This is a genomic window from Dokdonia sp. Hel_I_53, assembly GCF_007827465.1.
Lineage (GTDB): Bacteria > Bacteroidota > Bacteroidia > Flavobacteriales > Flavobacteriaceae > Dokdonia.
In genome coordinates, this window is the sequence record NZ_VISL01000001.1 from 2,233,118 (window position 1) to 2,256,865 (window position 23,748).

General features: G+C 36.2%; 20 protein-coding genes. 13 read left to right on the plus strand and 7 right to left on the minus strand.

Translation table 11 applies throughout. The features are described 5' to 3' along the window. Positions 1 to 1,004: 1,004 nt before the first annotated feature. The 7 genes from OD90_RS10040 to OD90_RS10070 all read left to right on the plus strand — a co-directional run bounded on the left by OD90_RS10040 (position 1,005) and on the right by OD90_RS10070 (position 11,075). Positions 1,005 to 4,193 carry a gliding motility-associated C-terminal domain-containing protein gene (locus tag OD90_RS10040; RefSeq protein ID WP_144669041.1) on the plus strand — a complete coding sequence of 1,063 codons (3,189 nt, stop codon included), beginning with the start codon at positions 1,005 to 1,007 and terminating at the stop codon, positions 4,191 to 4,193. Between the two features lie 151 nt (positions 4,194 to 4,344). Next, a complete protein-coding gene (locus OD90_RS10045; RefSeq protein ID WP_144669042.1) occupies positions 4,345 to 5,292 on the plus strand; it encodes a type IX secretion system membrane protein PorP/SprF in 948 nt (315 codons plus the stop codon). A 34-nt stretch (positions 5,293 to 5,326) separates the two neighbouring features. Then, positions 5,327 to 7,270, plus strand: a complete 1,944-nt coding sequence (locus OD90_RS10050; RefSeq protein ID WP_315897474.1) for an OmpA family protein — start codon at positions 5,327 to 5,329, stop codon at positions 7,268 to 7,270. A 231-nt stretch (positions 7,271 to 7,501) separates the two neighbouring features. Continuing rightward, positions 7,502 to 7,858, plus strand: coding sequence for a BlaI/MecI/CopY family transcriptional regulator (locus OD90_RS10055; RefSeq protein ID WP_144669043.1), 357 nt, complete (start codon positions 7,502 to 7,504; stop codon positions 7,856 to 7,858). 146 nt (positions 7,859 to 8,004) lie between these two features. Continuing rightward, a complete protein-coding gene (locus OD90_RS10060) occupies positions 8,005 to 9,300 on the plus strand; it encodes a M56 family metallopeptidase (RefSeq protein WP_186434748.1) in 1,296 nt (431 codons plus the stop codon). 4 nt (positions 9,301 to 9,304) lie between these two features. Then, positions 9,305 to 10,501, plus strand: a complete 1,197-nt coding sequence (locus OD90_RS10065; RefSeq protein WP_144669045.1) for a tetratricopeptide repeat protein — start codon at positions 9,305 to 9,307, stop codon at positions 10,499 to 10,501. A 79-nt stretch (positions 10,502 to 10,580) separates the two neighbouring features. Then, positions 10,581 to 11,075, plus strand: a complete 495-nt coding sequence (locus tag OD90_RS10070) for an energy transducer TonB (protein WP_144669046.1) — start codon at positions 10,581 to 10,583, stop codon at positions 11,073 to 11,075. 29 nt (positions 11,076 to 11,104) lie between these two features. Here the strand turns inward: OD90_RS10070 and OD90_RS10075 are convergent, their stop codons facing one another. Genes OD90_RS10075 through OD90_RS10085 form a run of 3 tightly spaced genes read right to left on the minus strand, consistent with a single transcriptional unit; the run spans position 11,105 to position 14,147 of the window. Beyond that, entirely contained in the window at positions 11,105 to 11,986 is an 882-nt protein-coding gene (locus OD90_RS10075) for a hypothetical protein (RefSeq protein WP_144669047.1), read from the minus strand. A gap of 32 nt (positions 11,987 to 12,018) precedes the next feature. Then, positions 12,019 to 13,188 carry a glycosyltransferase gene (locus OD90_RS10080; protein WP_144669048.1) on the minus strand — a complete coding sequence of 390 codons (1,170 nt, stop codon included), beginning with the start codon at positions 13,186 to 13,188 and terminating at the stop codon, positions 12,019 to 12,021. Then, entirely contained in the window at positions 13,185 to 14,147 is a 963-nt protein-coding gene (locus tag OD90_RS10085) for a hypothetical protein (protein ID WP_144669049.1), read from the minus strand. The genes OD90_RS10080 and OD90_RS10085 overlap by 4 nt, the downstream gene beginning before the upstream one ends. 39 nt (positions 14,148 to 14,186) lie before the next feature. Here OD90_RS10085 and ruvC point away from each other — a divergent pair, with 39 nt between their 5' ends. The 4 genes from ruvC (at position 14,187) to OD90_RS10105 (ending at position 17,771) form a co-directional block, all read left to right on the plus strand. Beyond that, positions 14,187 to 14,741, plus strand: a complete 555-nt coding sequence (gene ruvC, locus OD90_RS10090) for a crossover junction endodeoxyribonuclease RuvC (protein WP_144669050.1) — start codon at positions 14,187 to 14,189, stop codon at positions 14,739 to 14,741. Positions 14,742 to 14,795: 54 nt separating this feature from the next. Beyond that, complete coding sequence (hemW, locus tag OD90_RS10095) at positions 14,796 to 15,929, plus strand: radical SAM family heme chaperone HemW (protein ID WP_144669051.1); 1,134 nt, start codon at positions 14,796 to 14,798, stop codon at positions 15,927 to 15,929. A gap of 77 nt (positions 15,930 to 16,006) precedes the next feature. Further along, positions 16,007 to 16,759: a cyclase family protein gene (locus OD90_RS10100; RefSeq protein WP_144669052.1), complete on the plus strand. Its 753-nt coding sequence runs from the start codon at positions 16,007 to 16,009 to the stop codon at positions 16,757 to 16,759. Positions 16,760 to 16,844: 85 nt separating this feature from the next. Beyond that, positions 16,845 to 17,771: a DUF6268 family outer membrane beta-barrel protein gene (locus tag OD90_RS10105; protein WP_144669053.1), complete on the plus strand. Its 927-nt coding sequence runs from the start codon at positions 16,845 to 16,847 to the stop codon at positions 17,769 to 17,771. Positions 17,772 to 17,780: 9 nt separating this feature from the next. Here the strand turns inward: OD90_RS10105 and OD90_RS10110 are convergent, their stop codons facing one another. After that, the gene (locus OD90_RS10110; protein WP_144669054.1) at positions 17,781 to 18,248 is read right to left on the minus strand and encodes a CYTH domain-containing protein; all 468 of its coding nucleotides are present in this window, start codon (positions 18,246 to 18,248) and stop codon (positions 17,781 to 17,783) included. Between the two features lie 23 nt (positions 18,249 to 18,271). Continuing rightward, positions 18,272 to 18,949, minus strand: coding sequence for an NAD(P)H-binding protein (locus OD90_RS10115; RefSeq protein ID WP_144669055.1), 678 nt, complete (start codon positions 18,947 to 18,949; stop codon positions 18,272 to 18,274). A 58-nt stretch (positions 18,950 to 19,007) separates the two neighbouring features. Between OD90_RS10115 and dinB the strand changes: the two genes are divergently transcribed. Then, positions 19,008 to 20,120, plus strand: coding sequence for a DNA polymerase IV (gene dinB, locus OD90_RS10120; RefSeq protein WP_144669689.1), 1,113 nt, complete (start codon positions 19,008 to 19,010; stop codon positions 20,118 to 20,120). A gap of 4 nt (positions 20,121 to 20,124) precedes the next feature. On the opposite strand, the gene OD90_RS10125 is transcribed toward dinB, so the two are convergent. After that, entirely contained in the window at positions 20,125 to 21,228 is a 1,104-nt protein-coding gene (locus OD90_RS10125) for a DUF4407 domain-containing protein (protein ID WP_144669056.1), read from the minus strand. A 352-nt stretch (positions 21,229 to 21,580) separates the two neighbouring features. Between OD90_RS10125 and OD90_RS10130 the strand changes: the two genes are divergently transcribed. After that, a complete protein-coding gene (locus tag OD90_RS10130) occupies positions 21,581 to 22,378 on the plus strand; it encodes a hypothetical protein (RefSeq protein ID WP_144669057.1) in 798 nt (265 codons plus the stop codon). A gap of 19 nt (positions 22,379 to 22,397) precedes the next feature. Here OD90_RS10130 and OD90_RS10135 read toward each other — a convergent pair whose 3' ends face one another. Then, positions 22,398 to 23,663 (minus strand): mechanosensitive ion channel family protein, encoded by a 1,266-nt coding sequence (locus tag OD90_RS10135; RefSeq protein ID WP_144669690.1) that lies wholly within the window; start codon positions 23,661 to 23,663, stop codon positions 22,398 to 22,400. Between the last annotated feature and the right edge of the window lie 85 nt (positions 23,664 to 23,748).

The following is a 23,748-nucleotide window of genomic DNA, read 5'->3' on the forward strand; positions in this document are numbered from 1 at the left end:
CCTACGATGGTGATACGCAGCTTGCCGCTCCAGCGGTTCCAACTGTAGTAGTCACTTCAGAGGATTGTACTCAGGATGCGAGTAATGTAGTAAGTAACTACGATACTAACTTAACGTATAGTTCAACTCCAACAGGATTAGTTGTAGGTGCTGGCGGAGTAATTACAGGAGGTACTACAGGTACATCTTATACGATTACAGCTGAAAACGCAGCTACATGTGAGAGTGTTTCTTCAAGTTTCACCTACGATGGTGATACGCAGCTTGCCGCTCCAGCGGTTCCAACTGTAGTAGTCACTTCAGAGGATTGTACTCAGGATGCGAGTAATGTAGTAAGTAACTACGATACTAACTTAACTTATAGTTCAACTCCAACAGGATTAGTTGTAGGTGCTGGCGGAGTAATTACAGGAGGTACTACAGGTACATCTTATACGATTACAGCTGAAAACGCAGCTACATGTGAGAGTGTTTCTTCAAGTTTCACCTACGATGGTAATACGCAGCTTGCCGCTCCAGCGGTTCCAACTGTAGTAGTCACTTCAGAGGATTGTACTCAGGATGCGAGTAATGTAGTAAGTAACTACGATGCTAACTTAACGTATAGTTCAACTCCAACAGGATTAGTTGTAGGTGCTGGCGGAGTAATTACAGGAGGTACTACAGGTACATCTTATACGATTACAGCTGAAAACGCAGCTACATGTGAGAGTGTTTCTTCAAGTTTCACCTACGATGGTGATACGCAGCTTGCCGCTCCAGCGGTTCCAACTGTAGTAGTCACTTCAGAGGATTGTACTCAGGATGCGAGTAATGTAGTAAGTAACTACGATGCTAACTTAACGTATAGTTCAACTCCAACAGGATTAGTTGTAGGTGCTGGCGGAGTAATTACAGGAGGTACTACAGGTACATCTTATACGATTACAGCTGAAAACGCAGCTACATGTGAGAGTGTTTCTTCAAGTTTCACCTACGATGGTGATACGCAGCTTGCCGCTCCAGTGGTTCCAACTGTAGTAGTCACTTCAGAGGATTGTACTCAGGATGCGAGTAATGTAGTAAGTAACTACGATACTAACTTAACGTATAGTTCAACTCCAACAGGATTAGTTGTAGGTGCTGGCGGAGTAATTACAGGAGGTACTACAGGTACATCTTATACGATTACAGCTGAAAACGCAGCTACATGTGAGAGTGTTTCTTCAAGTTTCACCTACGATGGTGATACGCAGCTTGCCGCTCCAGCGGTTCCAACTGTAGTAGTCACTTCAGAGGATTGTACTCAGGATGCGAGTAATGTAGTAAGTAACTACGATGCTAACTTAACGTATAGTTCAACTCCAGCAGGATTAGTTGTAGGTGCTGGCGGAGTAATTACAGGAGGTACTACAGGTACATCTTATACGATTACAGCTGAAAACGCAGCTACATGTGAGAGTGTTTCTTCAAGTTTCACCTACGATGGTGATACGCAGCTTGCCGCTCCAGCGGTTCCAACTGTAGTAGTCACTTCAGAGGATTGTACTCAGGATGCGAGTAATGTAGTAAGTAACTACGATACTAACTTAACTTATAGTTCAACTCCAACAGGATTAGTTGTAGGTGCTGGCGGAGTAATTACAGGAGGTACTACAGGTACATCTTATACGATTACAGCTGAAAACGCAGCTACATGTGAGAGTGTTTCTTCAAGTTTCACCTACGATGGTGATACGCAGCTTGCCGCTCCAGCGGTTCCAACTGTAGTAGTCACTTCAGAGGATTGTACTCAGGATGCGAGTAATGTAGTAAGTAACTACGATGCTAACTTAACGTATAGTTCAACTCCAACAGGATTAGTTGTAGGTGCTGGCGGAGTAATTACAGGAGGTACTACAGGTACATCTTATACGATTACAGCTGAAAACGCAGCTACATGTGAGAGTGTTTCTTCAAGTTTCACCTACGATGGTGATACGCAGCTTGCCGCTCCAGCGGTTCCAACTGTAGTAGTCACTTCAGAGGATTGTACTCAGGATGCGAGTAATGTAGTAAGTAACTACGATACTAACTTAACGTATAGTTCAACTCCAACAGGATTAGTTGTAGGTGCTGGCGGAGTAATTACAGGAGGTACTACAGGTACATCTTATACGATTACAGCTGAAAACGCAGCTACATGTGAGAGTGTTTCTTCAAGCTTCACCTACGATGGTGATACGCAGCTTGCCGCTCCAACAATATCAGTAACTACGATTATACAACCATCATGTACAGATCTAACGGGATCTGTTACTTTTGAAAACTTACCGAGTGGTGTTTGGGTATTAAATCAAATAGGGACTGTAACTACAAGCTATTCAGGAAATACGCCAACGTTTACAATTGATGACCTCATAGCAGGAAACTATTCGTTCACACTAGAAAATAACAATGGTTGTATATCTTCAAATGAGATTTCAATCACTTTTGATAGTTCAATTTGTGCTAATACTGATGATTACACAAGTACACCGATAGATAGTTCTACAGGAGGAACTGCAGGAGATGTCACCTCTAATGATACCCTAGGTGGTAATGCGGTAGATGATACACTTATCACCATTACGTTGAATGACGATGATGGATCCGGAATTACAATAGATTCAGAAGGTAATGTTGTAGTACCACCAGGCACAACACCTGGAAGTTATGAATTATCCTATACTATTTGCGAAGTAGCTGTGCCTACAAATTGTGATACAGCAATAATAGAAATAGTAGTAAATGAGTATACTAATCCCCCAGTAGCAGTTGATGACACTATTAATACAGCAGTGGTTGGAAATAGCGTTATAATAGATATTTTAGAAAATGATCGTCTTGAAGATGGAAATACACCATTGCCTTCAGAAGTTATTGTTGACTTAGATCCAACAACATCAGGTATACAGACTGAACTTATAGTAGCTGGAGAGGGAACATGGACTTATGATGCAATTACAGGATTGTTAACGTTTGACCCGGAAAATGGATTTACAGGTGATCCAACGCCAATTGTCTATGAACTTACAGAGCTAAATACAGGTCTTACAGACACTGCTCTTGTTACAGTAGCATATTTATCACCTAATCTCGACCTCGTTAAAACGGGCGAATATGTTGATGTAAATACTAATGGCGTTGTTGATGCGGGGGATACGATCGAGTATACATTGACAGTAACAAACAATGGAGATGCTATACTTACAGATGTTGTCATCTCAGATCCATTAATAACTCTTACTGGGGCAACAATTGCAACATTGAATATAGGAGAAAGTGCAACTGAGACAGGAACCTATACACTTACTCAAGAGGATATAGATGCTGGAGGTGTGGTAAATATCGCTACAGTTACAGGTACAGATCCTAATAACAATGAGGTTACAGATCTTTCAGATGATCCAAATGATGACACAAATGTAGACAGTGACAGTGACGGTGATTTTGAAGATCCTACAGTAACATTACTTGAACAAAATCCTATTTTAAATCTTACTAAAACTGGAGATTATGTAGATGTTAATGCAGACGGAGTTGTAAATGCTGGGGATCAAATTAATTATGAGTTTATAGCCATTAATTCTGGTAACGTTACTTTATACGATGTTCAAATTATAGATGATATGGTTGAAGTAATAGGAGGAACAGTTACACTGCTACCAAATGAGTCAGCAAGTTTTACAGCAGTCTACACAATTACAGAAGAAGATATTGAGGAGGGACTCGTATTTAATCAAGCTACAGTTATAGGGATGGATGGGAATGATCAAGAAATTTCAGATATTTCTGATGACCCTTCGGATCCTACAGACAATGACCTTGATAATGACGGAGATCCAGATGACCCAACAATTGTGATTTTTGAAGGGGTACTCAGTATAGCAGATGTAGAGGTGTTTAACGGTATTTCTCCAGATGGTGATGGTCGCAATGATTACTTAATCATCCAAGGGATAGAAAACTTTCCTAATAATAATCTTCAGATCTTTAATAGGTGGGGTATAGAAATCTTCACGGTTGATGGCTATAACAATGACGATAGTTCAAAAAGGTGGAATGGTAACTCAAATGCTCGTGTAACTGTAAATTCAAATAATCAAGTGCCTACGGGAACTTACTATTATATCCTGAAGTATGAAACACCAAGTGGAACTCGTAGCAAAGCAGGTTATATTTATGTGAACTAAATATTGGGATAATGCTTTCGCGAAAGCGAAGTCTCAATAAAAACTCCTCTTAGTTATGAGGAACGTAGCGAAAAAACAATGGTTTAAGCTGATCTAAAAACATATAGTATATTGTTTGCAGCGTATATATCATTAAAATGATAAGCATATAATGAAAAAACTACAATTGATTCTAGTGACTATTCTAATCACAATGGTGATGATGGATACGTATGCGCAACAAGACCCTCAGTACACACAATATATGTACAACACGGTGGTGATTAATCCTGCATACGCAGGTAACCGTGGAGTGACAAGTATTGTTGGACTTCATAGAAGCCAGTGGGTGGGGCTTGATGGAGCACCGCGTACGCAAAGCTTTAGTATTCACTCTCCAGTAGGAGAAAAAAATGTTGGATTAGGTTTATCAATTGTAAATGATGCACTGGGTCCTGCACAGGAAACCTATTTTGGCGTAGATTTTAGTTACACAATTAACACCTCAGATAATGGTAGGTTAAGCTTTGGATTAAAAGGTGGAGGACATCTACTAGATGTTGATTTAAGTAAACTTAATATTGCAGACCGATCTGATCCTCGTTTTTCCCAAAATGTAGATAATAAATTTTCACCAGTGATAGGGGCAGGAGTTTACTATCATGGAGAAAAATTTTATGCAGGTATAAGTGTCCCTAACTTAGTAGAGACAGAGCATTTTGACAGAAGTACTAATGATAATAGTTCTTCTAGTTTTGTAGAACAAGAGCGTTTACACTACTATGGAATCATAGGTTACGCATTTGATCTTACAGATCAATTAAAGTTTAAGCCAAGTGCAATGGTTAAAGCAGTGACTGGAGCTCCGTTGCAAGTAGATGCTACAGCAAATTTTCTTTTGATGGAGAAATTGCATATGGGAATTGCATATCGATGGGATGCAGCATGGAGTGGTCTTGTAGGTTTTCAAGTATCAGATAGTATGCTCATAGGTCTTACCTATGATCGTGAGAGTACAGATCTAGGAAACACAGTGTATAACGATGGTAGTTTTGAAGTCTTTTTAAGATTTGAATTATTTAATGAATATGATCGAATGCTTACACCTAGATTTTTCTAAAGTCTTAAGGGTATTCATTTAAATAAACAGTATTATGATGAAAAATACATCTTTAATTCTATTACTTTTTGTAGTTATTAGTGGCTACGCTCAAGAAAATAAAGTAGAGAGAGCAGATAAAAAATTTAACCAGTATGCCTTTGTAGACGCCCGTAAAATTTATTTGGAGGTAGCAGAAAAAGGATATGAATCTGCAGATTTATTTCAAAAAATAGCAGATAGCTATTATTTTAATGGGGAATACGGTCAGGCAGAAGGATGGTATGATAAGTTGGTTAACAACTACCCTAATGAAATAAGGCCAGAGTATTACTTCCGTTTTGCACAGACCTTAAGATCTCTTAAAAACTATGATCGTGCAGATGATATGATGCGTAGGTTTAATGAGCTCAGTGGAGATGACCTAAGAGCAACGCTTTTTGAAGAAGAGCCTAACTATCTAAAAAATATCGAGTACATAAAAAGTAATTATATAATTGAAAATATACGTAGTCTAAATTCAAGGTATTCTGATTTTGCTCCAACAGAATATGAAGGCAGTCTTATTTTTGCCTCTTCTCGGGATACAGGAGGTGTAGTCAAGAAAATACATAAGTGGAATAATGAGCCTTTTTTAGATTTATACGAAACAAGTAAGAAATCAGATTCTGAAGATTACAATCAACCTACCACATTTAGTAAAAATTTAAATACAAAGTTTCACGAAAGTACTACCACATTTACTAAAGATGGTAATACTGTATACTTCACACGAAATAATTTTACAAAAGGAACGTATCGTAAATCTAAAAAGGGGACCAATAAACTTAAGATCTATAAATCTCAAAAAGTGGATGGTAAATGGTCTGTTGCAGAAGAAATGCCATTTAATAGTGATGAATACTCAACAGCTCACCCTACATTAAATGCAGATGATACAAAATTATACTTTGCTTCAGATATGGAGGGCACCGTAGGACTCTCAGATATATGGGTAGTAGCTATCGATAGTAATGGAGATGTTGGAGAACCTTCTAATCTAGGGAGACCTATTAATACAGAAGGTAGAGAGACTTTTCCATTCATGAGTACTTCAGGTGTTCTCTACTTTGCATCAGATGGACATCCTGGGTTAGGGGGGCTTGATATTTTTGCAACGACTCCACGTACAAGTAACGAAAGGATAGAAAAAGTAGATAATGTAGGTGAACCTATTAACAGCTCGTATGATGATTTTACCTTTGTTCTTAATGATGATACTAGAGTAGGTTATTTTGCTTCTAATAGAAAGGAAGGAGTAGGGAGTGATGATATTTATAGGTTTATAAAAGAAGAAGATCCTTGTGTAATTACCATTAATGGTAAAGTAATCGATGAGGATAGCAAAGAAATGATACCAGATGCAACAGTTTCTCTAATTAACCAAAATGGAGATGTGATAGATACAGCAGTTACAACTACAGAGGGAACCTACGTTTTCAATAATGTAACCTGTGAGATGACTTATGTTGTACGGGCCGGAAAAGAAACATACAAGGCATCTGAAGAGATTATTAAGGTAGCAGATGTACCGGGTACAATAACCACAGATTTAGAAATAGGTTTACTACAGAAAAAAGTTGAAGTAGGTGATGATTTGTCTTTAACATTAGACCTAAACCCTATTTATTTTGATTTTGATAAAGCATATATAAGAAAAGATGCTGCATTGGAGTTAGAGAAAGTGATTTCAGTAATGAAACAGTATCCTAATATGATAATAGATGCACGATCACACACAGATAGCCGTGGTGATGACGCCTATAATCTTATGCTATCAGAGAGACGTGCAAAATCAACAATAGAATTTATTATAAGTCAAGGTATTGATAAGAGCAGAATTTCTGGACAAGGATATGGGGAAACAAATTTAGTAAATGACTGCGCAAACGGAGTGCCCTGCTCTGAGGAACAGCATCAACTCAATCGTAGATCTGAATTTATAGTAGTGAAATATTAAATAAAATTTCCTTTCAGCATATTAAACCTCTTTCGTGAAATTGAAAGAGGTTTTTGTTTTACGTACGCTTTCGCGAAAGCAAACTCCATCTCAATAATCCCAGTATAATTACTTTCTCCCTGTAAACAAAACAATTGTCATCTACTAAATACGATAAATATAGAATTTTATAACTAAAAAGTTAGTTTAAACTAACTTTTTAGTTATATTTGAAAAGTCAATACATCACATATGAAGCAATTAACAAAAGCAGAAGAAGAGGTAATGCAACTTTTATGGGTTGCAAAAAAGGCTAATGTTGCAACACTTATAGCAACTATATCAGAGCCTAAACCAGCCTATAATACGATATCTACCATCATTCGCATCTTAGAAAGTAAAGGATTCGTAGGCCACGAGAAAGAGGGCAGAGGCTATCTGTATTATCCACTTGTTACAAAAGAGGCTTACAGTAATGACTCTATGCATAAGATGATGGATAATTACTTTAACGGTAGTTTTAAAAGTATGGTGAGTTTTTTTGTGAAGAAAAATGATCTTGATGTCAATGAACTGGAGTCTATTCTAGAAGAAATTAATAAAAAATAAAAGTTATGCTGTCGTATATCACACAAGTCATTTGCTTTCAAGCTCTATTCATGGCGGTTTACTATTTTCTGTTGCGTAAAGAAACTTTTTTTCAGTATAACAGGTTCTATTTATTAGCAACGGTCTTCGCATCATTTATCATCCCAATGATTAAGATTAGTTTTCTGGAGACAGCTGTTCCTGTCGAAGCTTTTCAGACAGTACTTCCAGAAGTGATTATAGGTAATACTCAACTAGCAAAAGGGGAAATAGTAACGAATCAAGGATACTATAGTTTTCCGTGGCTCATAGTATATGTCATTGGTGTTGTTACAAGTATTTTTGTTTTGTTTTCAAAAATTATTAAGCTGTTACCTTATTTTAAGTATAAACAACTCGGAAAAAATATCATAGAAATTCCAGAGTCTAAAGAAGCATTCACGCTCTTCAATTACATATTTATAGGAAAGGATATAGACAAGCTTTCGCGAAAGCAAATACTTATTCACGAACGCATACACGTGAAGCAAAAGCATACTTGGGATCTCCTATTTTTTGAATTGTTACGCATTGTGATGTGGTTTAATCCTTTTATTTATGTTTTCCAAAAGCAAACAAGCATTATTCATGAATACTTAGCCGATCAAAAGGCGGTAAACGCGCAATCAAAGAAAGAATATTTTGAGCAACTACTTAATGCAGCATTTGGCACAGAGCAATTATCATTTACAAATACATTTTTCAATCATTCATTAATCAAAAAACGAATCACTATGTTACAAAAATCAAAATCAAAAAGAATTACTTTAATTAAGTACACACTTATAGTACCATTAGTTCTAGCGATGTTGGTATACACATCTTGCTCTAAAGAAAATGAATTAGAAACAGAGCAGTCACTAGAACAACAAATTGCTTCATTAAAATTTGCTATTGAGGAAAAAGGCGAGATCTCAGAGAGTGAAACACAACTGCTCAATGAGCTCAATAAATCATTAGTGGGAAAATCTAACATGACTCTGGTTTATTCATATAGCCCGGACAATAATGGAAAGGATATAGAAGAAGTAGTAGAGCAAAGAAGACTTGAAGAGAATGGTGAAAATATCCCATTTGCAGTTATTGATGAAGTTCCCGTTTTTCCTGGATGTGAAGGACTTTCCTCTAACGCAGAGCGCAAGCAATGTATGTCTAGTAAAATCTCAGAAAGTATAGGAAGTAACTTTGACACCTCAATAGGAAAAAAGTTAGGATTATCAGGTGTTACTAGAATTTTTGCCACTTTCAAAATTGACAAAAATGGATATATTTCAGGGCTACGTACACGCTCGCCTCATCCCTCATTGGATCTCGAAGCAGAACGTGTGATATCAATGATTCCTAAAATGGAACCTGGTAAGCAAAATGGAGAGCCTGTAAGTGTTTTATATAGCCTCCCAATTACTTTCGCAATCAGTGAATAACAGAATGAAAAACTTAATTGGAATCTTATTAATCTTAGGTAGTATAAAAGCCGGAGCACAGTCTTCGGCTTTAACTATTGGTGATAGTTTATATGCGTCAGGGAACTATTCAAAAGCAATTGCTAGTTATGTATCTGTAGTAAACCCAAATTCTAAAACATTTTTACAAATCGCCAGAGCTTATAATGCAAAGGGGGTAAAAGGTTCAGCACTAGAATACTATAAAAAGTCAATTCAAAAAGAGAATCGGCAGCCTATCGCACAATTAGAATATGGAAAGCTATTGCTCTCGCAATTAAAATTTTACACCGCAGATACCGTATTTTCCTCGCTCACAAACCAGTATCCAGATAATCCAGAATATTATTACCAATTAGGAAGATCTTTACAGCTAATTGAGAGAAAAAATAAAACGGACTCAACCTCAATTGCATCCGTTAGTACTATTGAATTACCTGAGACCGCTTTCGCGAAAGCGGTACAACTAGATTCCACCCATCAGAAGGCGATGTATGACTTATCTAAAATATATCTTGCAAAAAGGGACTATACAAATGTTGAAAAAATCACAAGCAAGGCGTTAGAAAGCGACCCAGAAAATATTAAAATGATAAGCCTTCAGGCGCAGAATTATTATTACAAAGGCTGGTGGACAGAAGCGATTGTGCGTTTTGAAAAATTGATCTCATTAGGGCAATCTACTAGTTTTATTCATGACAAATTGGGTAGATCTTATTACCAAAAAAGACAATATAAAAAAGCGATAGCCCAGTACGAGATACTGTTAGAATCTGCAGATGATGATTGGGGCTTACATCTTACACTTTCTAGACTTTATGCTTTTGAAAATGAACTAGAAAAATCAATAACCTCTGGAAAGCAAGCACTTTATTTAAAGGATTTGCCGCTCGATGATGTGTTCTTTACATTAGGTAGATCTTACGAATTAAAAAGGGATTACAAACAAGCTTTAAATTATTACAGCAATGCCCTGAAGGAGAATTCTAATAATGATGACGCGCGCTATGGTCTAGCAGTAGCAGCAGATAATTATTATGAAGATAAAAGTGAGGTACTCAAAATGTATGAAACGTATGTGAATAGCCTAGATAAAAGTAAGATTACACCTTACAAAGCTAGACTTGCAGAGTTGCGTATACAGGAGCTAAAGCGGCAAATTTTTGTGGAAAGTAACCAATAGCTGTTCTTTTTAAAGGATCGTAAGAGAATGAAAAAATAGGTTTTAAAAGCACGATAAAAGCCGTATTTTTCCACTACGTATGAAGAGGAGTCTATATCGTGTAGTTTTTATCTGTACAGCGGTACTGTTTTTACTAAGCTGTGATCAATTACAGACTAAAAAAATCGAGTCTTCTCAATACCTTGCAGAAGACTGGAAAGCCATTAACCTTAATGAAGTAGACGTATATCCTACTTTTGAAATATGTAATAACACTCCAGAAAATGAAGAAATGCGTCTTTGCTTTGAAAAGACCGTTACAAGCATTTTTTACGAAGCACTTAATAAACATCAGGTTGTAGTTTCTCAAGACTTAGAGGAAACCGTGGTGGTAGATTTTGTGATTAATAAAAAAGGCAATTACTGTATTGATACGTTACGTGTTACAGAGGCTGTACGTTTTGAAATTCCAGAGCTAGAACAGTGGATTCATGAAGCTGCCAGAGAGCTCCCAAAAGCGTTTCCAGCCAGAAAAGAAGGGGTGCCAGTCAAAACTAGATTTAAAATCCCAGTAATCTTTAAAGTAGAAGAATAAGTACTCATCATTATTATTTGATAATGGGTTTATAAAATAAATGTATACCCTATACTAAGATCTATTGGAAATTGTTCATTATCCTCAATAAAAATAGCGAATGCATCACGGTAGTGTACGTTAAGAAAACCTTTTCCTATTCTTATATCTGCTCCTAGTCCAAAGATTGTTGGTGCTTGAAAGCTTGATCCAGAATTTTCAAAAATTATAGTTTCACTCACAGGGTCATTAGAATCAAAATAAGCTCCTCTGTCAAAAGAGGTGAAGGTTACTAGCTTCGTATTTATAAAGACATCAATTGCTTTTAGTTTTAAAAATTTAAAACGATAGTTTAGTGAGAACTGTGACCTTTTATAATCAAAGTCATTAGTAGCAAAGGTTTGCTCAACTTGAAAAACGATAGCATGCCTAGGCAAAGAAAGCGGATCTAAAATCTCAAAAGCCACTCCACCTTGAGGATTCTTTGAGTTTTTAGGATTTGTTGTAAAAATGTTATTCGTGATTCCACCAAAAATACCTAGTCGATATTCAGGATCTGTCATAAAACTATTTGCAACATAAGAGGCATCCTTAAGAAGATTGTATGTGTTGAAGAAAGTACGCAAACTACCTAAAGTTAGGTTGATTTTAGCTGTATCAATCGAAGCATCTGTAGTTAATTCAGCAAGGGTTTTTTTATATTCCTCTTGGTACTTATCATCAATTCTAGTATTGACTAGTTCCATTACAATCCCATCTTTCAGTGCGAAGTAGCGGTAATCGCGATCAATAGTATTCCATAGGAGTGTGAGAGTTCCTTCTACTTCTTTCCCTAAATCATAAGAAACACCATCTACCTTATATGTTTCCGTTTGTGCGTTTGCAAGAACAGTACAAGACAACACTATTATTGTTAGGAAAAAATTTTTCATAAAAGAAATTTGGGCAGTTTAAATATAGCAAATTATCTACGGTAGTTACGTCCTTTCCATTCAAAACCAACCATTAAGGCATTTAAAGCGATGTAAGTGCTTATAAATGGATAGAATATGGATACTAATGGAAGATAGGCTATATATCGCCATCTTTTATAAAATGCAGCCTCTTTTAGGATTAACTGGGCGTCTATTATAAGCTTAACAATTAGCAGTGGTAAAATGATTAATAATGCATAATGGTATACACCAGTCTTCAATAGAAAATTATCAAATAAGGTAAATATTAAGTAACTAAATAGAAAAACCCAAAGTGCATTAACTACCAAAACTAAGAGCCCAATATATTTTGAAAACCAAAAACTATAATGAGTAGCTTTTTTTGCCCATCGTATTCTTTGATTTATAAAACCAGTCCAACTTTTTTGTGGCTGTGTAGTTGTAATTACTAAAGAAGATTTTAGGTATTGAATGTTTGCATCCTTTCGACTCGCCATTTGTTCCAGTAAAAAATGATCATCTCCACTAGCGATGTGGTTATGAGCATCGTATCCATTTAATTTCAAGAAATGTTCTTTATCAAAAGCAAGATTTGCACCGTTGCATAGAAAAGGTAGCTTTAGTCCAAATCCACCTACAGTAGCTCCCATCAAACTTAAAAAATCTAGCTGCTCGTAAGCTTTAAAGAATGATCGTTTCTCTGATATGGCAATCGCAACAGGCATAACAACCAATTGGCAGTTTTTAGCCCTTATAAAATGATCAAGAACATCAAGCCAAGAAGGTTGTACAATACAATCTGCATCTGTAGTTACAATCCAGTCACCAGAGGCAAGATGTATTGCCGTTTGTAACGCATCTTTTTTTGGTGACGAGGATTTTATTTGATTATCGATTAAACGTATATGATTTGTAGCATGCTTTTTAATGAAATCTAAAACAATACGTTCAGAATTATCGGTTGAGGCATCATTTACGAGTATAATTTCAAATAATGCCGTGGGATACGTTAAGCTATTTAAGGAAGAGAGTAGATTTAAAAGGTTATCAGCTTCATTTCTAAATGGAATAATAACAGAAAATCGAGTGATGGGAGTGGATAATTTAGGAACAAACTCTTTCTCTAAGATACTGCCTATATATAAAGCCCCAATGGTGATTACATACAAAGCAAAAGGTATGATAATAAGCCATATCATTGAGTTGCAATTTTGAAAGGTCTTTGACGTATCAACAAGTAATAAGCACCTAAAATTAGCGGAAGCAATACATTAAAAAACCACATTAGTAATACGGTCATAAGTACAATTTCTTCAGCCACATCAAACCAGGCAAAAACAATAACAGCTACACTCACACGAACAACCACATCAAATAATTGCATGATTGGAAAAAGAGAACTTAATACATACATGGTAAAAATACACGCCATTGAAAATGGATAGTTAAGATCAGATCCCAAAAGATATAGAATTAGATAAAATTGGTGTGCAAAAATGACATACCTTAAGATGGATAACAAGCGAACCTTCGTTTTCAATGGTGCTGGAATTTTCTTCCAAAATCCCTTAATTTTATACCAAACATTACCTTTTAAGGTCCAGTTTATACTCCTTAAAAGTTTAGGTGTAATTTGATACAGAATTAAGGTCATAAAAATACTTAGTCCCCAAAAGAAAATAGCTGTACCACTTGTGAAAAAAGCAATGACACCTAAACCGATAAAACCAAAAATTAACGTAGCCAGTAATTGATACATATTGCCAATAAAATTTAGAAATAATATCTTTTTTCGCTCTTTTGGATTATAAAAAAATGCTTTAGAACCGTAATCACCAGCTTTTGCAGGAGTAATAAAACCAATAAGATGAGCGGTAAATGTTTGGTTTACGCTTTCGCGAAAGCGTATATCTTCTAAATAACTAACTAATTCCTTCCATTTTAAAACCTCAAAAAACCAATTTGCTGTCGAAAAGAGAAGTAAGGTAGTAACGAGAAAAATAACATTTAAAGTTGAATGAAGATCTAGTTGATTGCGGAGTTCTTGCAAAGATTGAGCATCTATTTTTAAATAGATGAAATAGGCAGCAGCTACGAGAATGAGAATCTTAACGATTGCCCATAGTAATTGTTTAGTTTTGCTTGATAATCTTGGCATTAAATTTCTTTAAGAAGTCACAAAGTAACAATAAAACCATTGGTAGAAGAAAAAATCATATTAGGTATCGATCCAGGAACTACAATTATGGGGTTTGGACTTATAAAGGTGGTAAATAAAAAGATGGAATTCATTCAGTTTAATGAGTTGCTTTTACAGAAATATAACGACCCATATGTCAAGCTAAAACTGATTTTTGAACGAACTATTCACCTCATAGATACCTACCATCCTGATGAAATTGCTATTGAAGCGCCATTTTTTGGAAAAAACGTACAGAGTATGCTTAAATTAGGTAGGGCACAAGGTGTAGCCATGGCTGCTGGGCTTTCAAGGCAAATACCTATTACAGAGTATTTACCTAAAAAAATAAAAATGGCAATTACCGGCAATGGTAATGCCAGTAAAGAACAAGTAGCAAAAATGCTGCAATCTGTTCTTAAACTCAAAACCCTCCCTAAAAACTTAGACGCAACAGATGGACTCGCTGCTGCTGTGTGTCATTTTTACAATTCTGGACGTGTAGAAATAGGGAAGAGTTACTCTGGATGGGAAAGTTTTGTAAAGCAAAATGAGAAACGAATAAAAAAGTAGTTCGCAATATTTTAATGAGTACGTGCAACTAATTGAAGGAATCACATAACACTTATGTCTAGTCTTTACATCCATATACCGTTTTGCAAGCAGGCGTGTCACTATTGTGACTTCCACTTTTCTACTACCATGGGGAAAAAGGAGGAGATGATAGCAGCGATAATTCGGGAATTAGAGCTTCGCAAAGACGAGTTTGAGGGTGAAGAAGTTTCAAATATCTATTTTGGCGGGGGGACTCCTTCTGTGCTCGATACAGAAGAAATTAACCAAATTATTGACGCGTGTTATAAAAATTATAACATTCAAGAGGATCCAGAAATCACTTTAGAAGCAAATCCAGATGATCTCACAGAGATAAAAATCAACCAGTTAGCTGCCTCGAGAATCAATAGACTGAGCATTGGAGTACAATCTTTTTTTGAGCAAGATTTAAAATTAATGAACCGTGCTCATAATGCACAAGAGGCGATTGACTGTATCACGCTTTCGCGAAAGCGTTTTCCCAATAGTTCACTCGACCTCATTTACGGTATCCCAGAGATGAGTATGGAGCGTTGGGAACAGAACATTGACACCGCTCTTTCTTTAGGTGTTCCTCACATTTCTGCCTATGCTTTAACGGTTGAGCCTAAAACTGCTCTTGAAAACTTCATAAAAAAGGGTATTGTCCCTCCGGTACAAGATGAAGTAGCTCAAGAACATCATGCCTTATTAATTAAGAAAATGGAGGCGGAAGGATATGAAAATTACGAGTTTTCAAATTTTGCATTACCTGGCTACCATTCAAAGAATAATACGGCTTACTGGCAGGGTAAAAAATATATAGGGATAGGACCCTCTGCGCATAGTTACGATGGGAAGAGACGCGCGTGGAATATCAATAACAACCCAAAATTTATTAAGGCAATCACAGCGGGAGAGCTCCCTCAAGAAGTAGAGAAACTTACACTTACAGATAGTTATAATGAGTATGTGATGACACGATTGCGTACTAAATATGGTGTGTCTTTAAATGAGATCAATTCCTTGTTTGGTGCGAAGTTTAAAAATTACTTTCTAGAACATTCTAAAAAGCATCTGGACGAGCATTTACTTTTTAGAGAAGAAGATCGTGTCTACGTTTCAAGAAAAGGAAAATTCCTAAGTGACGGTATCGCTAGCGACTTATTCTTGCTTAATTTGGGGTAATTACCTCTAGTGATTGACATATATTGTCTAAAAATTACAGATTCCGTATATTTAAACAAACCTCATATCTAGCTACTGTGCACGCAAAAATTACCCATAACAATAAAATCTACGCTGTAGATTTATCCAAACCTATCGATATTTCTATACCGCTTAGGCAAGATAAAAATCCAACTGCGTGGTATCTCGAAGGGCCAAAATTTGAACCCGTAACTGACGGGGAATGGGTAGGAAAAGTAAGTGAAGGAGGAGATGTAAACTTCACAACCATTACTTTTAACCCGCATTCTCACGGTACGCATACAGAATCTGCCGGTCACATTACAGAAAAAGTATATAGCATCAATAAACAGCTTACACAATTTTTCTTCATTGCAGAAGTAATCACAGTCATACCAGAACCTCTAGATAATGAAGATGATGATTTTATCCTAAAAGATAGACAGTTTGCAAGGTTGCTTAGAGATAAATCCCCCGAAGCATTAGTAGTAAGAACACTCCCTAATGCGAGAGAGAAAAAAACGATGGATTGGTCACACACCAATTGGCCTTACGTAGAGGATAAAGCAATGGCGAGATTTTGTCGTAATGGTATCAAGCACCTGCTTATTGATTTGCCTAGTGTAGACAAAGAAAAAGATGGTGGCGAACTCAAATCTCATCACGCTTTTTGGAATATTCCCAAAAATATACGCTTAGACGCGACCATAACAGAGATGATTTACGTGCCACATGATGTTCCAGACGGTACCTATCTTCTCAATTTACAGATTGCATCTTTCGAAAATGACGCAACACCTAGTAAGCCAGTTTTGTATGCTATAGAATAAAAGAAGTGTAACCTTTCAATATAAATTAGCTAGTATTTCAGGTTCTTCAAATTGCGTTAGTTCTTTTAGTATCTTAAAGTCTATTATGAATAGATATACTAAAAGTCTTCCGTTGGCAATTTTCCTTTTCGCTTTCGCGAAAGCGATTACCGCACAATCATATGTTGATCTAGTAAAGTTTAATTATGGGTCTATCATAAATGCTGGCTATGAAAATAGTGATGAGCATACAGATATATCTTTAATTAATGGAACAATCACACTTCCCATTCCCGTAACCGAAGATGTAGCCATTATTACTGGAGCAGAATTTATAAGTCAAAATCTTTCACTAAGTCCTAATGCTTTTGAAACCAACATATCCTCCATAGCTTTAAGAGCAGGTTTATCTTGGAAACATAGTGACAAGTGGTCTGGTACGTATGTACTCATACCAAAAATGGCTGGTGAGGAACTTAATTTTGAGGGAGATAATTTCTTTTTGGGTGCAATTGCTCTTTTAAAATATCAAAAGACCTCTAGCACGCAATATCGTTTTGGCATTTATGCCTCAGATGAAGCTTTTGGTACGCTGGTAACTCCCATACTAGGTATGTACTATAATAGCCCATCGAACAATTGGGAGGTTACGGCAAACCTGCCACTCACAGCAGATGTGAATTATAGCTTTAATCCAGGTCTTGCGCTTGGTTTTGCCTTACAATCTCAAGTACGCTCCTATGGACTTAAACCTATCGAGGGAATTGAAAATCGATACGTTCAAGGTCAGAATATAGAATTTGGACCTTACATACAGCAATCTTTTTTAGATAAAAAATTGTTGTTAAACTTTCAAACGGGTTATGCCAGCATTGATTATGCGAGTTATGCCGTTAGTGATAAAGTGTCTTGGCGATTATTAGCTTTTGATTTTGGAGATAATCGTACACAACTTAATCCAGTCACAACGGGTTCAATCTTTTTGCGAATAGGAGCTATTTATAGATTTCATCTCAAAACGGATGAGGATTAATATTAAGTATCACCATCTAGTATAAGGATGTTTAGAAAGTTGAGCATTGTAATATCTTATGTCACCTGTAACTTCTTTTCCTAGCCAAGAAGGTTTTTCAAAATGTTCATCTTCTGCAGTAAGTTCAATTTCTGCAAGTATAAGTCCGTTATTTTCACCATAGAAGATATCTACTTCCCATAAATGTTTCCCTGCCGGTATCTCATAGCGTGTTTTATCTATTACTCCGGGTAAGGAAAGTTTTAAAAGTTGCTCTGCTTTTGGAATTATAATTTCTTCCTCTACTTCAATACGAGACATCCCGCTACTACTGGACTTTCCTTTTATAGTGAGATAACCTTTATCACCTTTAATTCGCACTCTAACGGTACGTTCTGGGTCAACGGAAAGATACCCTTGGGTAATGCGAGTAGTAACCTGAGCTTCTTCTTTAAAAGCATCTGAAATCACTAAGAATTTACGTTCTATTTCCAGCATTAGTTAATTATTAATTATTGAGTTTACTTCGAGTCGATTGTATACAATTTACTAAGCTCTTTAATTTCAATGTTTTCAATCTCTGAGTGATCTACTGGTTTTAAGGCAAGTTGCAGTATTGCTTTTGCAATTTCAGTAGCCTGAGTAGACCTCCATTTTTTTAGCGGACCGATCAAAATCACGTCAAGAACTGACATCATCGATTTTATAATTTTTTCCCCTTTGCGCTCCTCATTCGGTCGGCCGTTTATAAATGCAGGCTTAAGTATGTAAGTGTTTTCTATACCTACTTTTAAAACATCACGTTCCATTTCTCCTTTAGTCCTTACATAAAAAAATGGACTATTAGTTGAGGTACCCATTGACGAAATGACAAGGTAATTTGTAATACCTTTTTCCTTCGCAAGTTTTGCTGTGTTTACAGGAATTCCAAAATCAATCGCGTGGTATTTCTCTTTGTCTGGGGTCTGCGCTTTAGTGGTCCCTATGCAACAGAATACAACATCTCCAATAAAGTCATCTTTAAAAGTGTTCATATCGAGTAAGTCACAAATAATTTCTTCAACTTTTTCATGCGAGAATTCTGTGGGTCTTCTGGTAAAGAGTTTGACTTTTGAAAACGAAGCATCTTTGATAAGAAGTTCCGTAAGTAGGCCTCCTGTGAGTCCAGTAGCTCCTAATACGATTGCAGTTTTTGACATCTCTCAAAGTTACGATTTACATTGTAAAACTGTAGGTGCACTTCGTAACTTGCAAGTAATGCAAGAACTTCCCATCAGAAAAATTATTCATGTAGATATGGATGCGTTTTATGCCTCTGTAGAGCAGCTTGACAATCCTGATTTAAGGGGCAAAGCAATTGCTGTGGGTGGTGGTGGAGAACGAGGAGTGGTAAGCGCAGCAAGCTATGAAGCACGTAAATTTGGAGTGCGCAGTGCGATGGCGGGTGCGCTTGCGCGAAAGTTATGTCCTGAACTTATTTTTGTAAAAACAAATTTTGAGCGCTATCGGGAAATTTCTAACCAGATTAGAAAGGTTTTTTATGAGTTTACAGACCTTGTAGAACCTTTATCGCTAGATGAGGCCTATCTTGATGTTACCGAAAATAAAAAAGGAATGCCAAGTGCCACGGTTATTGCCTCTTGGATACGACAACGCATCAAAGAAACTACAGGATTAAATGCCAGTGCAGGGATAAGCATTAATAAGTTTATTGCTAAAGTTGCCAGCGACATCAATAAACCCAACGGACAAAAAACAATCCCGCCAGAAGAGGTTATTACTTTTTTAGAAGAGCTAGATATCAGAAAATTTTATGGTATCGGTAAAAAAACTGCCGAAAAAATGTACCTCCACGGGATTTTTACAGGCCTTGATTTGAAGTCAAAATCCAACGAATACTTGTCAAAAAATTTTGGAAAAAGTGGGGCGTACTATTACAATATTGTACGTGGAATTCAACACAGTGATGTCAAGCCAAATCGCATACGCAAATCTTTAGCAGCAGAGCGTACCTTTAAAGAAAACATCACTAGCGAAGTTTTTATGCTAGAAAAGCTAGATCATATTGCAACAGAGGTAGCTCGTCGCCTTGAAAAAAGTAAAGTCGCCGGTAAAACCATTACGCTTAAAATCAAATACTCGGATTTTACCTTAAAGACACGATCAAAAACTGTAGAGCTTTACATTAGATCTAAAGAAATTATTTTTGAAACTGCAAAGGACTTACTTTATCAAGAAAAGTTAGAAAACAGCGTGAGACTTCTGGGTATATCCCTATCAAATCTTAATACAGATGATCGTAAATTAAAGGATGCTCAAAAAGCAATTGAAGAAGATAAAATTGATGTCCAAATGCGATTTGAATTTTAGTTAATTATCCTAAAATCTTAGTTTGGCGTCTATAAAAAGCGTCCTGTTGTCTTTTTAAAATTTCTTTAGACATTTTCTTTTTATAATTATAGAGCTCTTCATCTTGAGTTATATCTGTATAAATACGATCATTTAGAATATGATCTGTTTGCGTGAGCATAGAACGGTGAGCCGATTTTTGAGCACTCCACTCTTTAATCGTAAGCTCATGATCTGCAAGTTTGATGTCATATTCTCCCATAGGAGAGATCAATTTTGAAAATATAGGAGCTGTTTCTATGGCAAGAAATAATAGAAATATAAAAAACGATGGAAGCCAAGGCAAAACCTTCATCGCATCGATACGAGCCATTAATCCGTCAAAGTTATTTATTACAGGCTGGCTGTTGCTTATAGCTGCATTAAAAGCATCTTTTAACCTAGTTTTTTCCGCTTCCGCGAAAGCGATTGCATCATTATTCTTCGTTTTAAGAGCAGCAAGTTCTGCAAGAGCAGCATCGTGCTTGTCTCTTTTCTCTTTATATACCGGGCCTTTACCCAGTAATTCTGTGCCCGCAGTTCCCTCTGCCTCTGCGATATAAATATCGTACAGGTTATTCACTTCTGTTTCCTTTTGAGAAATTTCAGCTTTTAAGTTCTCAATTTGGTCGTTGAGCTTGTTAGTCTCTGGGGTGAATTGCGCGAGTATTTCCCCTTGGTTTTGAACGGTAAATTCATTTTTTTGACTTAGAATTACCCGATCTATCTCTTTTTCAAATATTTTAAGCTCTAATGGTTTTGAGATCACCACAGCAATGATTACTGCGAGAATAAGTCTTGGTACTGCCATCCCAAATTCTTTCCACCATTGGTCACGTTTCTTAAGGGTGGAAACGATAAATCGATCAAGGTTAAAAATTACAAGACCCCACAACAACCCAAAAAGAATAGCACGATATACGTTATCAAAAACTGTATATAGCGCGTATGTTGCAGCTATGGTTGCGAGTACAGCAGTAAAAAATACGGTAGCTCCTATTCCTGCATATTTAGTTTTTTCTCCACGAGAGCACGTATCAAGAACATCTCTGTCTGCTCCAGAACAAAGAATAAAAAAAGATTGAATCATAATGTGCCTCGTTTTAGATTTTGATGGTAAGTGTTTCTTATAGTTGGTCAACTATAAGAACGATCAAAATTTTAAAATGTTACAGTTTTTTAATTATTTTGAAATCAAATGAATAGGATATTACTTATGGAGGGTAATTAAATACTTATTATTCTTTTCTATTTTTTTAGCTTATAATACCTCATTATTAATCGCAATAATATAATTAGAGAACAATAGATTTTATTTTGTAAGAATAATCTCGCACTTATAGTTAAAAAATCGATAAAGCACTGATTTAAACCCAAAAAAGAACATCTAGAAATATGGCTTTTACGTATCTTGTAAGAGATCCCTATTAAAAATGTATAATATGAAAAATGTTTACTTCATTTTAATCTTTTTTATTTCTCAGTTTGCTGTTTCGCAAGTGGGAATTAATACAACAACGCCTATTTCACAAGCAGCCTTACAGATCGATGGTTCTAATAGTGGTTTGTTAATTAATAGAGTAGCACTAACAGGAAAAGATGATGTCACTACGATACCTAGTTTGTCAGTCCCAGCAGATGCTGCAGCTGCAGAAGGTTTGATGGTTTATAATACTGCTACAGCTGGTACAGGAGAAAACACTGTAAAGCCTGGCTTTTATAGCTGGGACGGGACAGGGTGGTTACGTTTTGTAGATGAAGACTCAGTAAGTCGTCATACGGGATGGGCGGTATATAATGATACGCAATTCACAAGCGCAGCTCCAGGATTTGTAGCAGCTAATACTTCTTATTTCTTACCTAACAACGCAGGAAATAAAATTGAATCGCAATTACCCACTGATGTACCGACTTTTTATGATGAGACTACTGAAAAAATAACAGGTAGGAATGGAGATGGTTTGAATGTAGTGATAGAATTCAAATTGAGACCTTTGACAAACGGAACTGTACGAGTAAACTTAAGTATAGATATCGGAGGTGGAGTAGGGGAAATATACCCACGTAGTTTTGTACTCACTCGAGGTATTAATCAAGAGCATTTCTATTTAAGTTCATTCAATGCTTATACATTAGGTACTTGGGAAGCAAATGGAGGCTCTGTAATTATAGAAGCTACAGGTAATGTTGAGGTATATGATATTAGATATGTATTAACTAGGACGCATAAAGCAAGATAACTCTTAGATTTTAAAGACTCTACTCGTTTACATTTACAAAAGAATCTTTTTGATTACTAGGTAATTCAAACAACTCAAGCTCAAAATAAGATACTGCAGCAAGAAAGTGATCAAATAAATCTGCCATAATATACTCGTAATTCTCCCAGACTTTATCTTTACTAAAGCAATATACCTCTAATGGTACTCCTTGAGCGGTAGGCGCAAGTTGACGACACATGAGTAACATTTCCTTGTTAATAGCGCTGTGATTCTCAATATAGGTTTCCATATATTTTCTAAAGACTCCTATGTTTGTCAAGTTTAATCCATTAATTTGAAGTGATCGATCTATATGATCTTGAGAATTAATTTTTTCTAATTTGTCTTCCATCGCACTTAAATAACTTGAAACCAGCCGTATGTTCTTTAATGCCTCTACGTCCTTGTCTGAAAGAAATTTAATGCTGTCTTGTTTGATCAGTAATGATCGTTTAATACGCCTCCCAGGGCTATCTGTCATACCACGCCAGTTCTTAAATGAATCTGAGATGAGCGCATAGGTAGGAATGGTCGTAATGGTCATATCAAAATTTTGCACTTTTACAGTAGCAAGGTTAATTTCAATAACATCTCCATCTGCCCCAAACTTATCAAAAGTAACCCAGTCACCTATACGTATCATATCGTTAATAGACACTTGAATACTAGCGACAAAACCTAAAATGGTATCCTTGAAGATAAGCAATATAATAGCAGAGGCAGCTCCAAAGGTTCCTACAGCTTCTTTTAAAGATACTGGAGTCACAAGGCTTACGGCAAAAAATAGCATAAAAACCCAAGCAAAGATCATAAATACCTGTATGTAACTGTCTATGGGCTTGTCTCTTAGGCCAGGTACTGTTTTAAAGTAATCTTTAAGTGTATGTAAAAAAGCGCGTATAATACGCAGTGCAATAAAGATCCCTACCAGTGTAAACAATACCAAAAATATTCTATGCGTTTCTGGAAAATCAATTAATACTGTAGGTAAAAAAGCCAGTAGCATGTAGAGAGGGACTAAGTGTGCAACCCTACGTGGAGCTCTGTTTTTAATCAATAAGTCATCAAAATTTGTTTTGGATCGTTTAGAAATACTCGCAGCTACACGACGTAAAATATTTCTAACAATGAGATCTACGACCACAACAAGGATAAGAAGCAATATACCCAGTATGAGTGCATTTAGAAATTTTGCAGCTATTTCTGAAAGTCCCCAATTTTCAAATTGATTGAAAAAAAAATGTCCTACCGTTTGTTTATCCATCATGGTACAAAGCTACGTATAAGACTATAATATTTTACATTAGTACAACTTATATCTGGGTGTAATTTTTGGGGTTACGCTTTCG